This window comes from Halobellus sp. Atlit-38R (genome assembly GCF_003665925.1).
Taxonomy (GTDB): Archaea; Halobacteriota; Halobacteria; order Halobacteriales; family Haloferacaceae; genus Haloquadratum; species Haloquadratum inordinatus.
Genome location: NZ_QXIJ01000002.1, coordinates 246,385 through 259,924, shown reverse-complemented (window position 1 = coordinate 259,924; position 13,540 = coordinate 246,385). Strand labels below are relative to the sequence as shown.

At 65.5% G+C, this 13,540-nt stretch carries 15 protein-coding genes; 7 read left to right on the top strand and 8 right to left on the bottom strand.

The window, feature by feature from the left end:
* Nucleotides 1-56 precede the first annotated feature (56 nt).
* A complete protein-coding gene (locus tag D3D02_RS03900; RefSeq protein ID WP_121568666.1) occupies nt 57-251 on the top strand; it encodes a hypothetical protein in 195 nt (64 codons plus the stop codon).
* Between the two features lie 156 nt (nt 252-407).
* Here the strand turns inward: D3D02_RS03900 and D3D02_RS03895 are convergent, their stop codons facing one another.
* On the bottom strand, nt 408-1,562 hold the full coding sequence (locus tag D3D02_RS03895) for a DNA primase large subunit PriL (protein WP_121568823.1): 1,155 nt from the start codon (nt 1,560-1,562) through the stop codon (nt 408-410).
* Nucleotides 1,563-1,732: 170 nt separating this feature from the next.
* Between D3D02_RS03895 and D3D02_RS03890 the strand changes: the two genes are divergently transcribed.
* On the top strand, nt 1,733-2,323 hold the full coding sequence (locus tag D3D02_RS03890) for a hypothetical protein (RefSeq protein ID WP_121568665.1): 591 nt from the start codon (nt 1,733-1,735) through the stop codon (nt 2,321-2,323).
* Nucleotides 2,324-2,368: 45 nt separating this feature from the next.
* On the opposite strand, the gene D3D02_RS03885 is transcribed toward D3D02_RS03890, so the two are convergent.
* The 4 genes from D3D02_RS03885 to D3D02_RS03870 form a co-directional block, all read right to left on the bottom strand.
* Entirely contained in the window at nt 2,369-3,112 is a 744-nt protein-coding gene (locus D3D02_RS03885) for a DNA polymerase sliding clamp (RefSeq protein WP_121568664.1), read from the bottom strand.
* 131 nt (nt 3,113-3,243) lie between these two features.
* A complete protein-coding gene (locus D3D02_RS03880; RefSeq protein ID WP_121568663.1) occupies nt 3,244-4,506 on the bottom strand; it encodes a carboxypeptidase-like regulatory domain-containing protein in 1,263 nt (420 codons plus the stop codon).
* Nucleotides 4,506-6,950 carry a cytochrome c biogenesis protein CcsA gene (ccsA, locus tag D3D02_RS03875; protein WP_121568662.1) on the bottom strand — a complete coding sequence of 815 codons (2,445 nt, stop codon included), beginning with the start codon at nt 6,948-6,950 and terminating at the stop codon, nt 4,506-4,508. The genes D3D02_RS03880 and ccsA (D3D02_RS03875) overlap by 1 nt, the downstream gene beginning before the upstream one ends.
* Nucleotides 6,947-7,486, bottom strand: a complete 540-nt coding sequence (locus tag D3D02_RS03870) for a thioredoxin family protein (protein WP_199723000.1) — start codon at nt 7,484-7,486, stop codon at nt 6,947-6,949. Before D3D02_RS03870 ends, ccsA (D3D02_RS03875) begins: the two co-directional genes overlap by 4 nt.
* 241 nt (nt 7,487-7,727) lie before the next feature.
* Between D3D02_RS03870 and D3D02_RS03865 the strand changes: the two genes are divergently transcribed.
* From D3D02_RS03865 to D3D02_RS03845, 5 genes are all read left to right on the top strand, one after another.
* A complete protein-coding gene (locus D3D02_RS03865; RefSeq protein ID WP_199722999.1) occupies nt 7,728-9,092 on the top strand; it encodes a c-type cytochrome in 1,365 nt (454 codons plus the stop codon).
* Between the two features lie 24 nt (nt 9,093-9,116).
* Nucleotides 9,117-9,809, top strand: coding sequence for a cytochrome c biogenesis CcdA family protein (locus D3D02_RS03860; protein WP_121568661.1), 693 nt, complete (start codon nt 9,117-9,119; stop codon nt 9,807-9,809).
* A gap of 3 nt (nt 9,810-9,812) precedes the next feature.
* On the top strand, nt 9,813-10,586 hold the full coding sequence (gene ccsA / locus D3D02_RS03855; RefSeq protein WP_121568660.1) for a cytochrome c biogenesis protein CcsA: 774 nt from the start codon (nt 9,813-9,815) through the stop codon (nt 10,584-10,586).
* A gap of 2 nt (nt 10,587-10,588) precedes the next feature.
* The gene (locus D3D02_RS03850; RefSeq protein ID WP_121568659.1) at nt 10,589-10,708 is read left to right on the top strand and encodes a CcmD family protein; all 120 of its coding nucleotides are present in this window, start codon (nt 10,589-10,591) and stop codon (nt 10,706-10,708) included.
* A 63-nt stretch (nt 10,709-10,771) separates the two neighbouring features.
* A complete protein-coding gene (locus tag D3D02_RS03845; RefSeq protein ID WP_121568658.1) occupies nt 10,772-11,518 on the top strand; it encodes a halocyanin domain-containing protein in 747 nt (248 codons plus the stop codon).
* 159 nt (nt 11,519-11,677) lie between these two features.
* Here D3D02_RS03845 and D3D02_RS03840 read toward each other — a convergent pair whose 3' ends face one another.
* The 3 genes from D3D02_RS03840 to D3D02_RS03830 are packed head-to-tail and all read right to left on the bottom strand — an operon-like array spanning nt 11,678 to nt 13,493.
* Nucleotides 11,678-12,352, bottom strand: a complete 675-nt coding sequence (locus D3D02_RS03840; RefSeq protein ID WP_121568657.1) for a heme exporter protein CcmB — start codon at nt 12,350-12,352, stop codon at nt 11,678-11,680.
* Complete coding sequence (gene ccmA / locus D3D02_RS03835; RefSeq protein ID WP_121568656.1) at nt 12,349-13,116, bottom strand: heme ABC exporter ATP-binding protein CcmA; 768 nt, start codon at nt 13,114-13,116, stop codon at nt 12,349-12,351. Before ccmA ends, D3D02_RS03840 begins: the two co-directional genes overlap by 4 nt.
* Nucleotides 13,113-13,493, bottom strand: coding sequence for a cytochrome c maturation protein CcmE (locus D3D02_RS03830; RefSeq protein WP_121568655.1), 381 nt, complete (start codon nt 13,491-13,493; stop codon nt 13,113-13,115). The genes ccmA and D3D02_RS03830 overlap by 4 nt, the downstream gene beginning before the upstream one ends.
* Nucleotides 13,494-13,540 lie beyond the last annotated feature (47 nt).

The window sequence follows — 13,540 nt, the reverse complement described above, 5'->3', positions numbered from 1 at the left end:
CCCCGCTGGAGAGCCGCATCGAAGCCCTTTTAGAACGGCCACCGGAAGGCGGACGTATGGATATCGATGCGGAGATGCGCCGGAAGATCGTCGTCTCTATCGTCTCTGTCGGCGCTTTCTTCGCCCTCTTCGTCGGGATCGGCGTCACGTACGGCCCCGACCTCGGCGACACGGGCGGACTCGCTCTCGTCGGCGCGATCGCGCTGTTCGTCCTCGTGATGGCCGGTGTCGGCGTGTATCTGCAGGACTGATACTGTCGGACAGCAGTCCGTGGGTCGTGTTGGTACCCACGGGGTGCCGATGATTTTCACATCGTTCTGTTCGACAGTATGACTCGCCGGTAGCATTCCCTTACCGACTCACCGGCGACGACGGGTCGTCACACGCAGCACACGACGGCTGTTCTGTTACTCACCGGTCGTGGTTTCTCGCCAGTCGCGAACGTCGCCAGCGTCCCGTACCGCGTCCGTGTAGTACGACAGTGGATGTGAAATCGTCTCACAGCGCTCGTCGGGGTCGACGCAGTCGCCGTAGGACTGCATCGTCGCACACGACGGCGGGGGATACTGTGTCCCGTCGGCGTTCGCCAGGTACTCGACGCGCGTCTCGATGCGCTCTGCCGTGTCGCCGTCGACGTCGAGAAGCGTCGTCACGTCGGCGGCGTCCATCCCGAACGCGACGAGGAACGAGACGAGCGAGAACTCCGCGTGCTCGGGGAGTGCCTCGTCGCCGCGGGCACGGCGGACCAGCGCTTTCATACACGGTGGGAACAGCGCGGGGACGACGGCGTCGACCGTCGTTCGCCCCGCGTCGTGGTCGTTCAGCAGGGAACGGAGGTCGGCGACGGCCGCCGAGACCGCCTCCGCGATCGCGTCACCGCCGTCGGTGCCGCGCACCTCGAACGGGAGTCCGGTCGCGACGCGGCGCTCGACGGCCGCTTCGAGTATCCGAGACAGTTCCTCGGCCGCGACGCGGACCTCGCCGACGGCGACCTCGCGGTTGACGAGCCGCCACCGACTGCCCCACTCGGCGTCCGCGAGGTCGAGGTACGATCCCAGTTCGATCCAGTAGTGCGACGGGGCCCGGCCGCCGGCGCTTGCCCCACCGCCTCGGCGGGCACCGGGGCGGGCCGCGCTTCCAGGCCCGCCCGCCTGCTCGGGGCGCACGGCGTCTGCGAGACCGAACTCTCGGAGCACCTCCTCCAGCGACGCGCGGGTGCGGCCACCGCTCTGGAGGTCGTCGTCGGACGCGAAGTCCGTTTGAAACCGCTCGCGCGCGGTCGCCGCCTCGGCTTTGGCATACTTCTCGACGGCTGCGGGCGTCTCGATCAGCGAGACGAGGATCCGCGCGATCGGATACGAGAGTAGTTCCTCTCTGGTGTCCCACCGACGCGGGTCCTCGGCGGCGACGCTGCCCTCCATCAGGGCGCGCTCGACCCGCTCTTTGCCCCGCTCGACGGCGGGTGCGTCCTCGGCGATGAGCGCCGCCGGCGAGATTTCGGCCTCGCGGACGGCTTCGCGGGCCCCCTCGAAGAAGGGATAGCGCGCGTAGAGCGGGTCCATCGGCATCGCACGAGCGTTGCGCCCGCCGCCGAATAAACACGACGATCGGTGAAGACCCGATCTGGCAGAACCGACGATCGACCGCGTCGACGACTGACGGCGCGTCCCGCAAGCCACGGTCGGCGATCCACACCGTATCATCTAAGACGACACGTGCCCACTCTCTCTCCGTGCCGCAGTTCGACTACCCGTGTCCCGACTGCCGGGCCACGAACAGCCTTCACGACGCCGACTGTGAGTTCGAGGGAACGCCCTGGCCGGACGTCGAGAAGGCCTACATCGACATCGTCTCGCGTCTCACGGCCGCGCCGACCGAGGAAGCTGACTTGTACGACGCGGTCGACGGCGAGTGGGACGGCCTCCACCGCGCCGCGCTCGAACGCCTGAAGCGCGACGAGCGCGTCACGGAGGGTAACGACGTCCTGCGACTCCTCACCGCCGCGGAGTTCCGCGAGCAGGTGTCCGAGCCGACGCGCGAGCCGATGCGGACGCTCTACCGCCACGGGAGCGTTCCCGGCTGTCACGACAACGCCGTGTTCGCGATGATCGCGTGGTACGAGATGGTCGGGCTCTCGTGGTCGGAGACCCGCGAGAACGTCGTCGAGTGGCTGCGAGAGAGCGGTGCGTGGGCTCGCGGGGGATTCGAGGAACCCTCGCCCGAAGCGTTGGTCGACTCCAAGCGCCACGTCTACGAGGCGGGGTACGGCTGGAAGGAGAAGGCCCAGGCGGCAAAGCGCGTCATCGATCGCCACCGCGGGTGATTTTCCGCTCGTTCGACGGCCTCGTTTGGCCGCGGCTCCGCGTCTTCAGTCGCTCTGGATGCGCGGCGCGAGCATATACGTGACGTTGCCCTGTCCTTCGGCGACCGCGTAGTGGATCTTCACCGGGAACTCCTCGCCGAGTTCGACGGTGACCTCCGCGTCCTTCGGGATCGCCTTGTTCATATCCTTCAGGTAGTCCAGCGAGAACAGCGAGTCGGCCGAGCCGGCCGTGAGCGCGATGAGGTCTCCGGTGTCGAGTTCGAAGTCGACGTCGTCGGTGTCGCCCTCGGCTTCGATGTGGAACGCCTCGTCGGTCGCGTCGACGCGGAGCCGCACGTGATCGGAGACCATATCGGCGGCCTTGATCCCGCGGTCGAGCTGTGCGCCCTCGAGTACGATCTCCGCGGCGAGATCCAGATCGGGGATGTCGGGCTCCTGGCGGATCGAGTCGGGGTCGATGAGCGCGAGCGTCGAGGAGAGGCCGTCCATCCGAATGTTGAGCTTCCGGGTCTCCTCGTCGAGTTCGAGTTCGACGAGCTGATCGCCGCTCGCCATCCCGACGAAGTCTTCGAGCTTCGCGAGGTTGACGCCGATGACGCCTCCGTCGGCCTCGTAGGACTCGAAAGCGGCGGCGTCGAGCGAGAGATCCACCATTCCGACGTTCGCGGGATCGACGGCGCGAATCGACAACTCGTCTTCGTTCAGCCGGATCTTGCACTCGTCCACCAACACGCTCACCGAGTCGAGCGCATCCTGGAGCGTAGACGCGCTCACGATGGCCTTGAACATATGAGCGGGGCTACGACAGCGGGCTTAAAAATACTCCTGATTTTTGTTCGCGCGCGCGATGACGAATAGGCGCCGTTAGAGTCGGCGTCGGTCGTTGTTCGGCTCAGATCCGGCGTATCGGAAGCGACCTCTCACTCCTCGCCGGACACCGACAGCCCGGCGTCGGCGACGCGGTACGCGCCGAGTCCGACGAGCACCGACCCGAAGATCCCGCCGAGGATCGGCACGCCGGGGAACGACGGGATCGATCCGCTCTCCGATGAGGACGTCTCGACCGCCGAGGACGACGCGTCGGCGCTGGATCCGGAGTCGGACGTTGCGCCCGCTCCCGCCGCCGACGCCTCCATCTGCGCTCCCGAGACGTCGACGCTGATCGTCTCACCCGCGTCGAGCGACCCGGTCGTCGTGAGCAGCGAAATCGGCGAGGAGCCGACCCGGAGGTTCTCCGAGTGGCTCACCTTCGAGGTGTTGTAGCCCTGCAGGACGACCGCGAGCGACGACGTGTTGCGGACGACCTGCTTTTCGAACTGCCGTCCGGTGAGGTCGTAGGCCGCGCCGATCTGTGTGGTGCCGTTCGCCGGCACGCTGACGTTCAACTGGACGCCGGTATCGGTGCGTCTGTACTGCGCCTGCTCGCCGCCGACCATCGCGGCGTACGGCGACGCGTCGGCCGGGAGCCCGATGGTCACCGTGCCGACGAACGGCCGGTCGGTCGGATTCTCGAAGGCGACCGTCTCCACGACGCTCGGGTTCGTCGAGGCGTTCTGCGCCGGGAGCATCTGCACGACGTGGCCCGTCGGCGAGCGGTTCGCGACGTTCAATATCGAGGTGTCGCTCGTCGGCGGCTGCGCCGTGATCGTCACGCTGTCGGTCGTCGATGGGCCGACCGTGCGTCGGTACTCGGCATCGCCGACGGCCGCCCGAATCTCGTAGGTCTCGTCCGATTCGAGCGGTCCGAACGCGAACGAACCGGTCGCGTTCGTCCGGTAGGTGTCGACGACGAACTCGTCTCCGTCGACGACTTCGATGACCGCTCCCTCGGTACCGCTTCCGTCAGGATTGCGGATCGTTCCAGACACGCGCTCTGTGAGGTCCATCGACACCTGCGTCTGATTCTGCAGTATCTCGTAGTGCGTCGCGCCGCCGTAGCTGACGCGAACGGCGTAACTCGGCGCGTCCGGTGCGTCGACGCTGAACGACGAGCCCTCGATGGTCGTCGTGACCGAGCCGTCGGCGCGTTGTTGCTGCTGCGTGAGCGGGACGACTTCGACGCGAGCGCCGTCCGTACTTCCGTCCTCGGCGGTGACCGTTCCGCTGACCGTCGTCGTCGCGGAGGCCACGGGAACGAACGCCAGACAACTGACGACGACGAGGAGCGCGATGAGACGCCGCATCAGTCGCTCACCTCCTGGACGGCACCGGCGTCACTGCTCGTCTGCTGCGTCGCTCGCCGATCGTTCGTTCCTGCGCTCGCACTCGTCCGCACGCCGTGTCGCGGATCGAAGAACAACACGAGTAGCATTCCGACGAGCAGCGCGAGGATGCTCACGCGCATCAGCGTGACGAACGGCACGCGCTTGACCGAGATCGAGGCGGTTCCGTCGCTGACGCCCGCGATGACGTAGGTGTCGACGAGCGGCCCGCGGTCGATCAGCACGTCTCTGACCTGGAGGCCACCCTGCTGCGGGTACTCGCGCTGTCCGGCGACGCCGGAGACGACGATGCCGTCCTCGTCGTAGACGGCGAGTGAGACGCCGTTGGCGACGACGCGCGTCGGGACGACCGACTCCGGCGGGTCGTCGGCCGGACCGATCGTCTGCGGGCCGGCGAGGACGATCGCGTCGGCGGTCGGGACGAACTCCCACATCACTTGGCCGCGCGCGACGACCTCCTGGCCGGTTTCGATGCCGACGGACCCGTTCCCGGCGACGCCAACCCAGACCTGGGAGTTGTCGAGTTGCATCACCGTCGCCTGTGGTCCCTCACGTATCGCCGTCACCGTCCCGTGGACGGCCTGTACCGAGGTGTTCAACGACTGCCCGCGGGTGAGGACCTGCGAGGACGACAGCGCGTACGTCTCGGGTTCGGGGTTGTTGGGGAACTCGTTCTGCTCGTAGCCCAGCACGCGGACGTCGTAGGGGGAGTCCCCGACGTCGCGCTGGGAAGTGTCGACCGCACCGCTGGCGACGCCCGTGGCCATCACCGATGCCTGACCGGCGAACAGGTACATAAACGGCAGCGAGAGCACGAGAAGCGCGGCGCCGACGTGAATGAGCGTGATCCCGCTTTCTTTCAGTTTCGCGTCTCGGCTCGTCGTCGCCGCGATCCGACTGCCCGTTCGCTTCACGGTCCCGAAGATCGCGTACGCCACCGGCGGCAGCACCGACAGCGCGCTCGCGTTGCCGACGAGCTGGTAGACGAAGGCGTCGCTCGGGCGAACGGACGCCAGCCGCCAGGTCTCGGAGGGCGCGACGGCGGCCCCGACGACCGTCGCGAGGCCGAACACGCCGAGGCTGATGAGACTCCGGCGCAGGCCGTCCCGCTCGTAGTCCATATAGAAGCCCAAGAGGAGAAGCACCGCGAGCACGAGCGGGAAACTCCAGAGGTTGTAGTAGCGCGACTCGACGGACACTTCGAGCCCGGTCATCGCGCTCCGCAGGACGGGGAAGGAGAGTCCCCACAACGAGACGAACGTGAGGAGGCCGAACAGCAGGACGGCGAGGTGCAGCAGATTCGAGCGGTTGATCCAGCCAGCGAGGCCGGATTCGCCCGCCGCCGCGTCGGCGTCGTCGGAGTCGTCGTTCTGCAACAGCCAGTAGGCGAACGGAGCGACCACGCCCAGTAGGGTCGTGATGCCCATCAGTACGAGGAAGGACGCTCCGATGCCGCCGTCGGCGAAGGAGTGGATGCTCCTGAAGACGCCGCTCCGAACGACCGAGGTCGTGTACACGGCGAGCGCGAAGACGCTCGCAGTCATCGCCGGCGCGAGGATCCGATAGCGGCCGCCGGGCCGGTAGTTCGTGACGGCGTGTAGCGTCGCGGTCAGGAACAGCCACGGGACCAAGATCGCCGTCTCGACGGGGTCCCACGCCCAGATGCCGCCCCAGCCGAGGACCGTGTACGACCAGAGGCCGCCGAGCGCGACGGCGGCGGTGAGGAAGAGCCAGCTAAGCCGGAGCCAGCGCGTGACGCTCCCGATCCACGCCGAAAAGAGGCCGTCGTCGCCGCGGAACAGCGCGATGAAGTGCGCCGCTCCGATGGCGAACGGCATCGTCAGCAAGGCGTAGGAGACGAACATCACCGGCGGGTGGATCGCCATATACGGATCGACGAGGAGCGGGTTCAGTCCCTGCCCGCTCGTCGGTACGAACCCGGGCGGCGCGTTGGGGAACTCCGTCCGCACCGAGGCGAACGGGCTCTGCAGCAGCAGCATCGCCGTGAAGTAGGTCACGAGGCCGACGGTGAACGCGTGGATGAGTTTCCCGCGTCGGGTCGGGAACCCGCGTGAGAGGCCTGCGACCAGCGCGACGACGGCGACGATCGCCGCCCACAGGAGCACCGATCCCTCGTTGGCAGCGTACACGCCGGTCACCCGGTAGAGAAGCGAGAGATACGAGGCCGTGTTCTCCCACACGTACGCGTTCGTGTAGTCCTGGCTGATGAACTGGTACGTGAGGTGTGCGAGTGCGGCGACTAGAAGCACCGCCGTCCCCGCGGTCAGTTTCGGGACGTACGAGAGGTACGCGTCGTCGTCACGGAGGTACGACCGCCCGAGAACCGCCGTCCCCGACAGTCCCGAGAGGAACGCCAGCGCGAGCAGGATCGTTCCGGGATTCATACTGCGGCCCCCGTCAGTCGGCCTGCTGTATTACCCGCGCTCTGGGACGTGCCGTTCTCCGTCTGTCCGGCCTGGTAGCGCTGCTTGGCCGTCTCCAGATACGAGAGGAAGTCGTCTTTCGCCGCGTATCCAGGGATGCGGGTGAGTACCTCGCCCTCAGGCGTCACGACGACGTGCTGGGGCGGGTAGTTGATGTTGTACCGCTGTTGTAGCCGGGTCGCGCTCTCGGAGTCGCTGTCGAGGTTCACTGCGACTTTGGTGAACTCGTCGAGTTCCGATTGCACTGCCGGGTCGCTGTAGACGTTCCGGTTGTAGTCCTCGCAGTAGGTACACCAGGTCGTCCAGTAGTAGATCACGACCGGTTCGTCTTCCGCGGCGGCCGTCTCCACCGCGCTCGAATAGTTCGTCTGCCATTTGACCTCGCCGTGGTACGAGTAGCCTTCATCGGACAGGACCGGAGCTGCGTTCATAGAGAAGTACCCGATCCCGAGCAAGAGGGCGAAGAAGGCGATCGTCATCGCCTTTCGTGGGTTCATCGGTGTAGCCGCTTGTAGATTCCCGCAGTAAAATGTACCGTCGTAGACTTCTCTAGTCTAGCTGGGAAGTGGCAATACTCCACACGATTATGTATTCTCGGTAACTCGTTTTTCGCCGAGAGCCGGCGAGAAGTTGTGCAGAAGGGAATATTTATTACTCGGCTATATTCATACGCAGATACCGTCGTAACTGAGGAATATACGAAATGATTGTAGAAAGTACGGTCACGGTGACCGAGCGATGAGTCAAGGAGATTCCACCCTCCTGCTCAAACCCGTCCTCCTCGTCTTCGGGACGGTTCTCGCGGCAATCCTCGTCGTGTTCGCCGTCAACGGCGCTATCGCCTTTATGGGCGGCCCGTCGGACGCGCCGGCGGCCGCCAGCGGTGGCGGCGGCGAGGTGCGAGAACTCCCCGGGACGTGGAACGGGAGTAAGTGGTACAGCGAGGAGCTTCGCGAACAGGAGTTCCAGTACAAGAACGCAACGGCGGGCGAAGAAGTGAACTTCGTCCCCAAGGAGATGAACAACTCGACGCTTCCGGAGAACGAAAACCGGCGTGAACTCATCCGTGAGGGTCGTGCCATCTTCGCGAACACGTCGAACGAGATGCCCGAACACGTCGGGAACGACCTCTCCTGTGCGAACTGTCACGGCGGAGGCGACCTCCCGACGACGACCGGAATGGTCGGGCAGGACATCGATATGATTCCGCTCGTCGGGACCGCGGCCGGCTACCCCGAATGGACCGGCCGAACCCAGCGGATGCGAGATATGCGGCAGCGCATTATGGGCTGCTTCCTCCGCAGTATGAACTCGCCGGGCTCCGAAGAGGGCGTCCCGGCCTACGACAGCCGTGAGATCCAGGCGATGGAGTCCTACATGGTCTGGCTCAACAAGGGGACGCCGAGCGAAACCGTCCCGTACTGGCGGCACATCGAGAAGCCCGAGGGCGACGAGAAGGTGCCCGTTCCCGAGGTCAACCCGGTCCGTGGGGCCGAGCTGTATCTCGAGAACTGCGCATCCTGTCACGGTGCTGACGGACAGGGCATCGAAGGTCAGTACCCGCCGCTGTGGGGTGAAGACTCCTTCAACGACGGTGCCGGAATGGGTCGTATCTACACCTCCGCAGGGTTCATCCGCGAATCGATGCCCTACGGCGCTGGCCACACGTTCTCCAACTGGGAGGACGTACAGGACGTCGCTGGATACATGAACGCGCACAAACGGCCGCACCTCCCGCGACAGCCCAAAGACTGGGCGGTCGCCGGTGCGCCCGACGAAGCGGTCTACTACAACCGCACGCAGCAGCGCTTCGGCTACGACATGAATCCGATGACGAAGAAGCTCATGCTCGCGGGGATTCCGGTCGACGACACCCCGCTCGAGGAGAGTATGATTCCGGACAACGTCGAGCGGTACGAACAGCCGCTCAAGAACGAGTCGGTCGACGGCTCGTGGGAGACGACGTGGATCCGGACCTACGAGGACGTCGGTAACTCGACGGCCGACAACTCCACAGAGCAGTCGTCGATGTCGGCGCAAGACGCGGTCACGACCGCCTTCGAGGGCGAATCGTCCGCAGCGGCCGGCGAGACAGCGAGCTAACGGATTCATCACGACTAGCATCGAATGATGGACAATCCGACGACCGCCGCGGTGTTTTTCGCGGGGGTTTTGACCATCCTGACGCCGTGCTGTCTCCCGATGATACCCGTGTTAGTCGTCGGAGCGAACGGACACGTGCTGCGACCGATCGTCATCGTGATCGGGAGCACACTGACGTTCACCGCACTCGGGGTCGCGACCGGGATGATCGGTTCGGTCACCCCCGACTCCGTCCGCGCGCCGTTCGCGGTGCTGATGCTCGGTTTCGGGATCGTGATGGCCGACGACGACGTGAACGACCTGTACTCGCGGTACGCCTCACGGCTCGCGGGACGGGCGTCACAGCTCACGGGCCGGGTCGACGAGCGCGAGCACCCGCTCGCGAACGCCTTCCTCGTCGGATTGCTGCTGGGCGTCATCTGGCTCCCCTGCGTCGGCCCGGTGCTCGGCGGCGTCTTAGCGTACGTCGGGACGACCTCGGACGTGGTCGGCAGCGCCCGTCTCCTGGCGATCTACGGGACGGGCTTTTCGGTCCCGCTTCTCGGGGTCGCCTACGTCGGGCAGGCCGGGAGCCGACGGCTCCTCGATTCGGTCACGAACGGTGAATCGACCGAGCTGTTCCGGACAGCGACCGGATACGCGCTCATCGCGCTCGGAATCGCTGTCCTCTTTGGGCTCGACAAACTTGCTCTTGCATCGGTAACGAACTGGCTATAACGTATGATCGGTAGTTCATCCACGGACGGCGACGGCACGCGCAACCGCACGAGCATTCGGTTCGCCCGTATCTTGGGCACCGTCACGGCGTTTCTCCACCGCCTGACGCGGAGCCGGCTCGTCTCGTGGGGGGCGTTCGGATTCGGCCTCCTGTCGATGGTGCTGGTCTTCGGCTACGCCTCGGATACGATGTACGGCATCGAACACGGGGCGAATCTACTCGCGTACTGGCACATCTCGCTCGCGTGGGTCGCCGCGGCCGCGCTCGGCTCGACGTTCATCGGGAGCGCGCTGTATCTGCGCTACCGCGGGCCCTTCTGGAGCCGGCTGGCCCACAGTTCCGGCGAACTCGGATTCCTCTTCGCGACGCTGACGCTGTTGCTCGGTAGCGCGTGGGGGCGAGTCATCTGGAACTCCTGGTGGGAGTGGACCGACGTCAGGCTCGTGACGTTCCTGATCGTGTGGTTCATTTACGCCGGCTATCTGGTCGTTCACTCGGCCACGGAGGACCAGACGGGCGATCGATACGCGGCCGTCTACGGGGTCGTCGGATTCGTGACGGTCCCGCTGTCGTACGCGTCGACGCGGCTGTGGACGCCGACGTTCCACGAGACGACGATCGGTAACAGCGGCGTCAGCGCGAACATCGATCCACTCACCCTCGTCGTGACGCTCGTCGCGGCGACGTTCCTGTATCTCTATCTCCTCGGGATCCGGATCCACCTTCACGAACTCGAACAGCAAGTACGCAGACTGCACTCAGCACGGAGGCGATAACGATGGAACCACTACTCTTGGCCGGATACACCGCGCTCTTCGTCGCGTTCTTCGGATACGTGACGTACTTGCAGCGTCGGATGTCGCGGCTGGAACGACGACTCGAAGACGCACAGACGTAACGACGCGTAGTATTGGACAGCAAACCAGAACGCACACAAAACCTCAACAACGATTCAACGACAATGGACGACACGACTGACACATCGACTGATCGACGAGCGTTCCTGCGCCGCACGGCGACGGGCGTCGGCGCAGCAGCGACCTTCGCACTCTCGGCGGACACCGCGGCCGCCCAGTCGGAACCGGACTACGGCGGCTGGTTCGACGGTGTGGGTAACTTCGAGGGCACGTACGACTTCACCGGCCAGTCCGAAGTGACGATTTCGGTCGGCTCTGAGGCAAACGGCGGCTACTACGGCTTCAACCCCGCGGCGATCCGCGTCGACCCCGGCACGACCGTCATCTGGCAGTGGACCGGGAAAGGCAACAGCCACAACGTCATCGCCGAGGACGGGACCTTCGAGAGCGAGATGTACTCCGCTGCCGGCGAGACGTTCGAGTACACCTTCGAGAGCGAAGGGATGTACAAGTACTTCTGTCAGCCCCACCGCGCGCTCGGAATGCTCGGCGCGGTCGTCGTCGGCGGCAGCGGCGGGATGGACTCGAGTCAGGTCTCTCAGCCGCTGCTCGAATCCGGCGGCGACGGTGGCGGTGGCGGCGGTAGCGGCGGCGAAAGCGGTGGCAGTGGCGGCGGCGAAAGCGGCGGCGAAGGCAGCGGTCTCTCCGGCGCCTCCGGGCCGATCTCCTTCGAGGGTGCGACGTTCGTCACGACGCTCGTGCTCGGCCTGCTCTCGCCGATCTTCTTCGCTGTCTTCCTGCTGCTCAAGCAGGGCGACGAAAGCGGTGGCCCGCCGGCGAACACTAACTGAGGAGTCGCGTCCCTGGCGACCCTTTTTGTACTGCCGACGCGACCGTAGCCGGCGGTTCTGAACCGTCGAAACCGTAGAGGCTATCCTAACACGTCGACTGAAAGCCGTTCACGACACTCTTGAGAACCTGCGACGGCGTTTCGTCGAGTCGCCGCTCTCTCACTCCTCGACGACGTACTCGAACGTCGCGATGCCGGCGAGCAGCACGATGCCGGTGTACAGCGTGAGGAGGCGGAGCCAACCACCGAGGGGCGCGCCGCTTTCGAGCGCGGTCGTGAGTTCGACCCCCGCGAGCAAGAGCGGGACGACGAGCGGCACCAGGAGGACGGGTAAGGCGAGTTCGTCCAGCCCCGAGCGGAACGTCAGGATCGAGACCACGACGCCGATGGCGGAGAAACCGACGGCCGACACGAGGAGGACGCCGACGATCGCGGCCGCGGTCGACATCGGGGGACTGTAGCCGAGGAAGACCGACGTCGCGCCCAGCGTCAGCAGACTCACCGCGAAGATGAACACTGTGGTGCTGAGGACCTTCCCGAGGTAGATCGCCGAGCGGTCGATCGGTGCGATGAGCAGGCCGTCGAGCGCGCCGTTCCGATCTTCCAGTTCGATCGTCTTCGTGACGCCGAACGTACCGGCAAACACGAACGCGACCCACAGCGCGCCGCGTCCGAGCAGCGCGGCGCTCTGGAGCGTCTGGACGAAACTGAACGCGAACGTGAGTACGACGAGCAGTGCGAAGACCGCAACCGTAGTCGTCACCTGCTTCGTCCGGCGCTCGATCTGGAGGTCCTTCTTCAGCACCCGGTAGATCGCGCCGAGGAACGAACTCATCGCACTGGTTCGCTCGTCTCTGGTTCGTCGACACCGATCGCCTGCCGATACGTCGATTCGAACGACGCCGCGCCCGATTCGTCGAGGTCGACGTCGGCTTCGATCCGTCCGCGGTCGACGACGAGCGCACGCGAGCACCGCTCGACGCCTCGTTCGAGGTCGTGCGTCGTCAACACCACCGTCCGGTCGTCGAAGCCGTCGAGGACGGTTTCGAGGTCGGCGACCGACCGCTGATCGAGTCCGGTGTATGGCTCGTCGAGGAGCAACACCTCGGGGTCGTGCAACAGCGCCCGCGCGAGTGAGAGCCGCTTGCGGAGGCCGTGGGAGAACTCGCCCGGGCGGTCGCTACCGCGGTGACTCAGGCCGACGGTTTCGAGCACGGATTCACACCGCGCCGCCGGGTCGTCGACGCCGTGGAGGCCGGCGTGAAACCGGAGGTTCTCCCGTGCGGTGAGTTCGTCGTACACCATCGTCTCGTGGGTGACGACACCAACAGTTCGATAGGTGGTGTAATCGTCCGGTGCTAACGCGACGCCGTCGACCGAGACCGTCCCCTCGGTCGGTCGCGTGAGTCCGGCGAGCATTCGGAGGAGCGTCGTCTTCCCGGCTCCGTTCGGGCCGAACAACCCGAGCGTCGATCCGCGTTCGACCGTGAACGATAGCCGTTCGACGGCCGTGAAGTGTCCGTAGGATTTCGTCACGTCCGTGACCTCGATTGCAGGCGGGACCGCGTCAGCTTTGGCCGGAGCGTCTCCCGACCTCATCGAGCGCTTTCGGGCCGTTCTTCGCCCTCGTGTGCACGGACCGAGAGCTTGTTCGCGACGAGTTCGCCGCCGTCGTATCGCCCTTTCGCGACGACGACACGGCCGTCCTGAAGCGTATCGGGAACAGTCCCTTCGTAGACGACCGGGACGGTGTGGTTACCGTCCGTGACTGCGAAGGTGATCGTCTGGCCCTCGGCGTCGAGGTCCGTCGCGACTCCTTCCAGATTCACCCAGTCGTCCTGATACGTTCCCTCGCTCTCGGAGATCTGCGTCGGCGAAACGAACGCGGCCGAGGCGTTCATACTCGTCACGCCGAGCGTGGCGAGTAGCACGAGGATCCCGACCGTCGTGACGAGGAGTTTGTTCTTCCGGCGCACTACCGGAGGGTGTGGCTGGGTACTCTTGATTGTACCGAATCACCACG

Bases quoted from the DNA above. Each gene is read 5' to 3' on its own strand.
- D3D02_RS03880 (WP_121568663.1), bottom strand. From the start codon at position 4,506: ATGCGGCGTCTCATCGCGCTCCTCGTCGTCGTCAGTTGTCTGGCGTTC.
- D3D02_RS03900 (WP_121568666.1), top strand. From the start codon at position 57: ATGGATATCGATGCGGAGATGCGCCGGAAGATCGTCGTCTCTATCGTC.
- D3D02_RS03850 (WP_121568659.1), top strand. From the start codon at position 10,589: ATGGAACCACTACTCTTGGCCGGATACACCGCGCTCTTCGTCGCGTTC.
- ccsA (WP_121568662.1), bottom strand. From the start codon at position 6,950: ATGAATCCCGGAACGATCCTGCTCGCGCTGGCGTTCCTCTCGGGACTG.
- D3D02_RS03865 (WP_199722999.1), top strand. From the start codon at position 7,728: ATGAGTCAAGGAGATTCCACCCTCCTGCTCAAACCCGTCCTCCTCGTC.
- ccsA (WP_121568660.1), top strand. From the start codon at position 9,813: ATGATCGGTAGTTCATCCACGGACGGCGACGGCACGCGCAACCGCACG.
- D3D02_RS03860 (WP_121568661.1), top strand. From the start codon at position 9,117: ATGATGGACAATCCGACGACCGCCGCGGTGTTTTTCGCGGGGGTTTTG.
- D3D02_RS03845 (WP_121568658.1), top strand. From the start codon at position 10,772: ATGGACGACACGACTGACACATCGACTGATCGACGAGCGTTCCTGCGC.
- D3D02_RS03840 (WP_121568657.1), bottom strand. From the start codon at position 12,352: ATGAGTTCGTTCCTCGGCGCGATCTACCGGGTGCTGAAGAAGGACCTC.
- D3D02_RS03870 (WP_199723000.1), bottom strand. From the start codon at position 7,486: ATGAACCCACGAAAGGCGATGACGATCGCCTTCTTCGCCCTCTTGCTC.
- ccmA (WP_121568656.1), bottom strand. From the start codon at position 13,116: ATGAGGTCGGGAGACGCTCCGGCCAAAGCTGACGCGGTCCCGCCTGCA.
- D3D02_RS03895 (WP_121568823.1), bottom strand. From the start codon at position 1,562: ATGGACCCGCTCTACGCGCGCTATCCCTTCTTCGAGGGGGCCCGCGAA.
- D3D02_RS03885 (WP_121568664.1), bottom strand. From the start codon at position 3,112: ATGTTCAAGGCCATCGTGAGCGCGTCTACGCTCCAGGATGCGCTCGAC.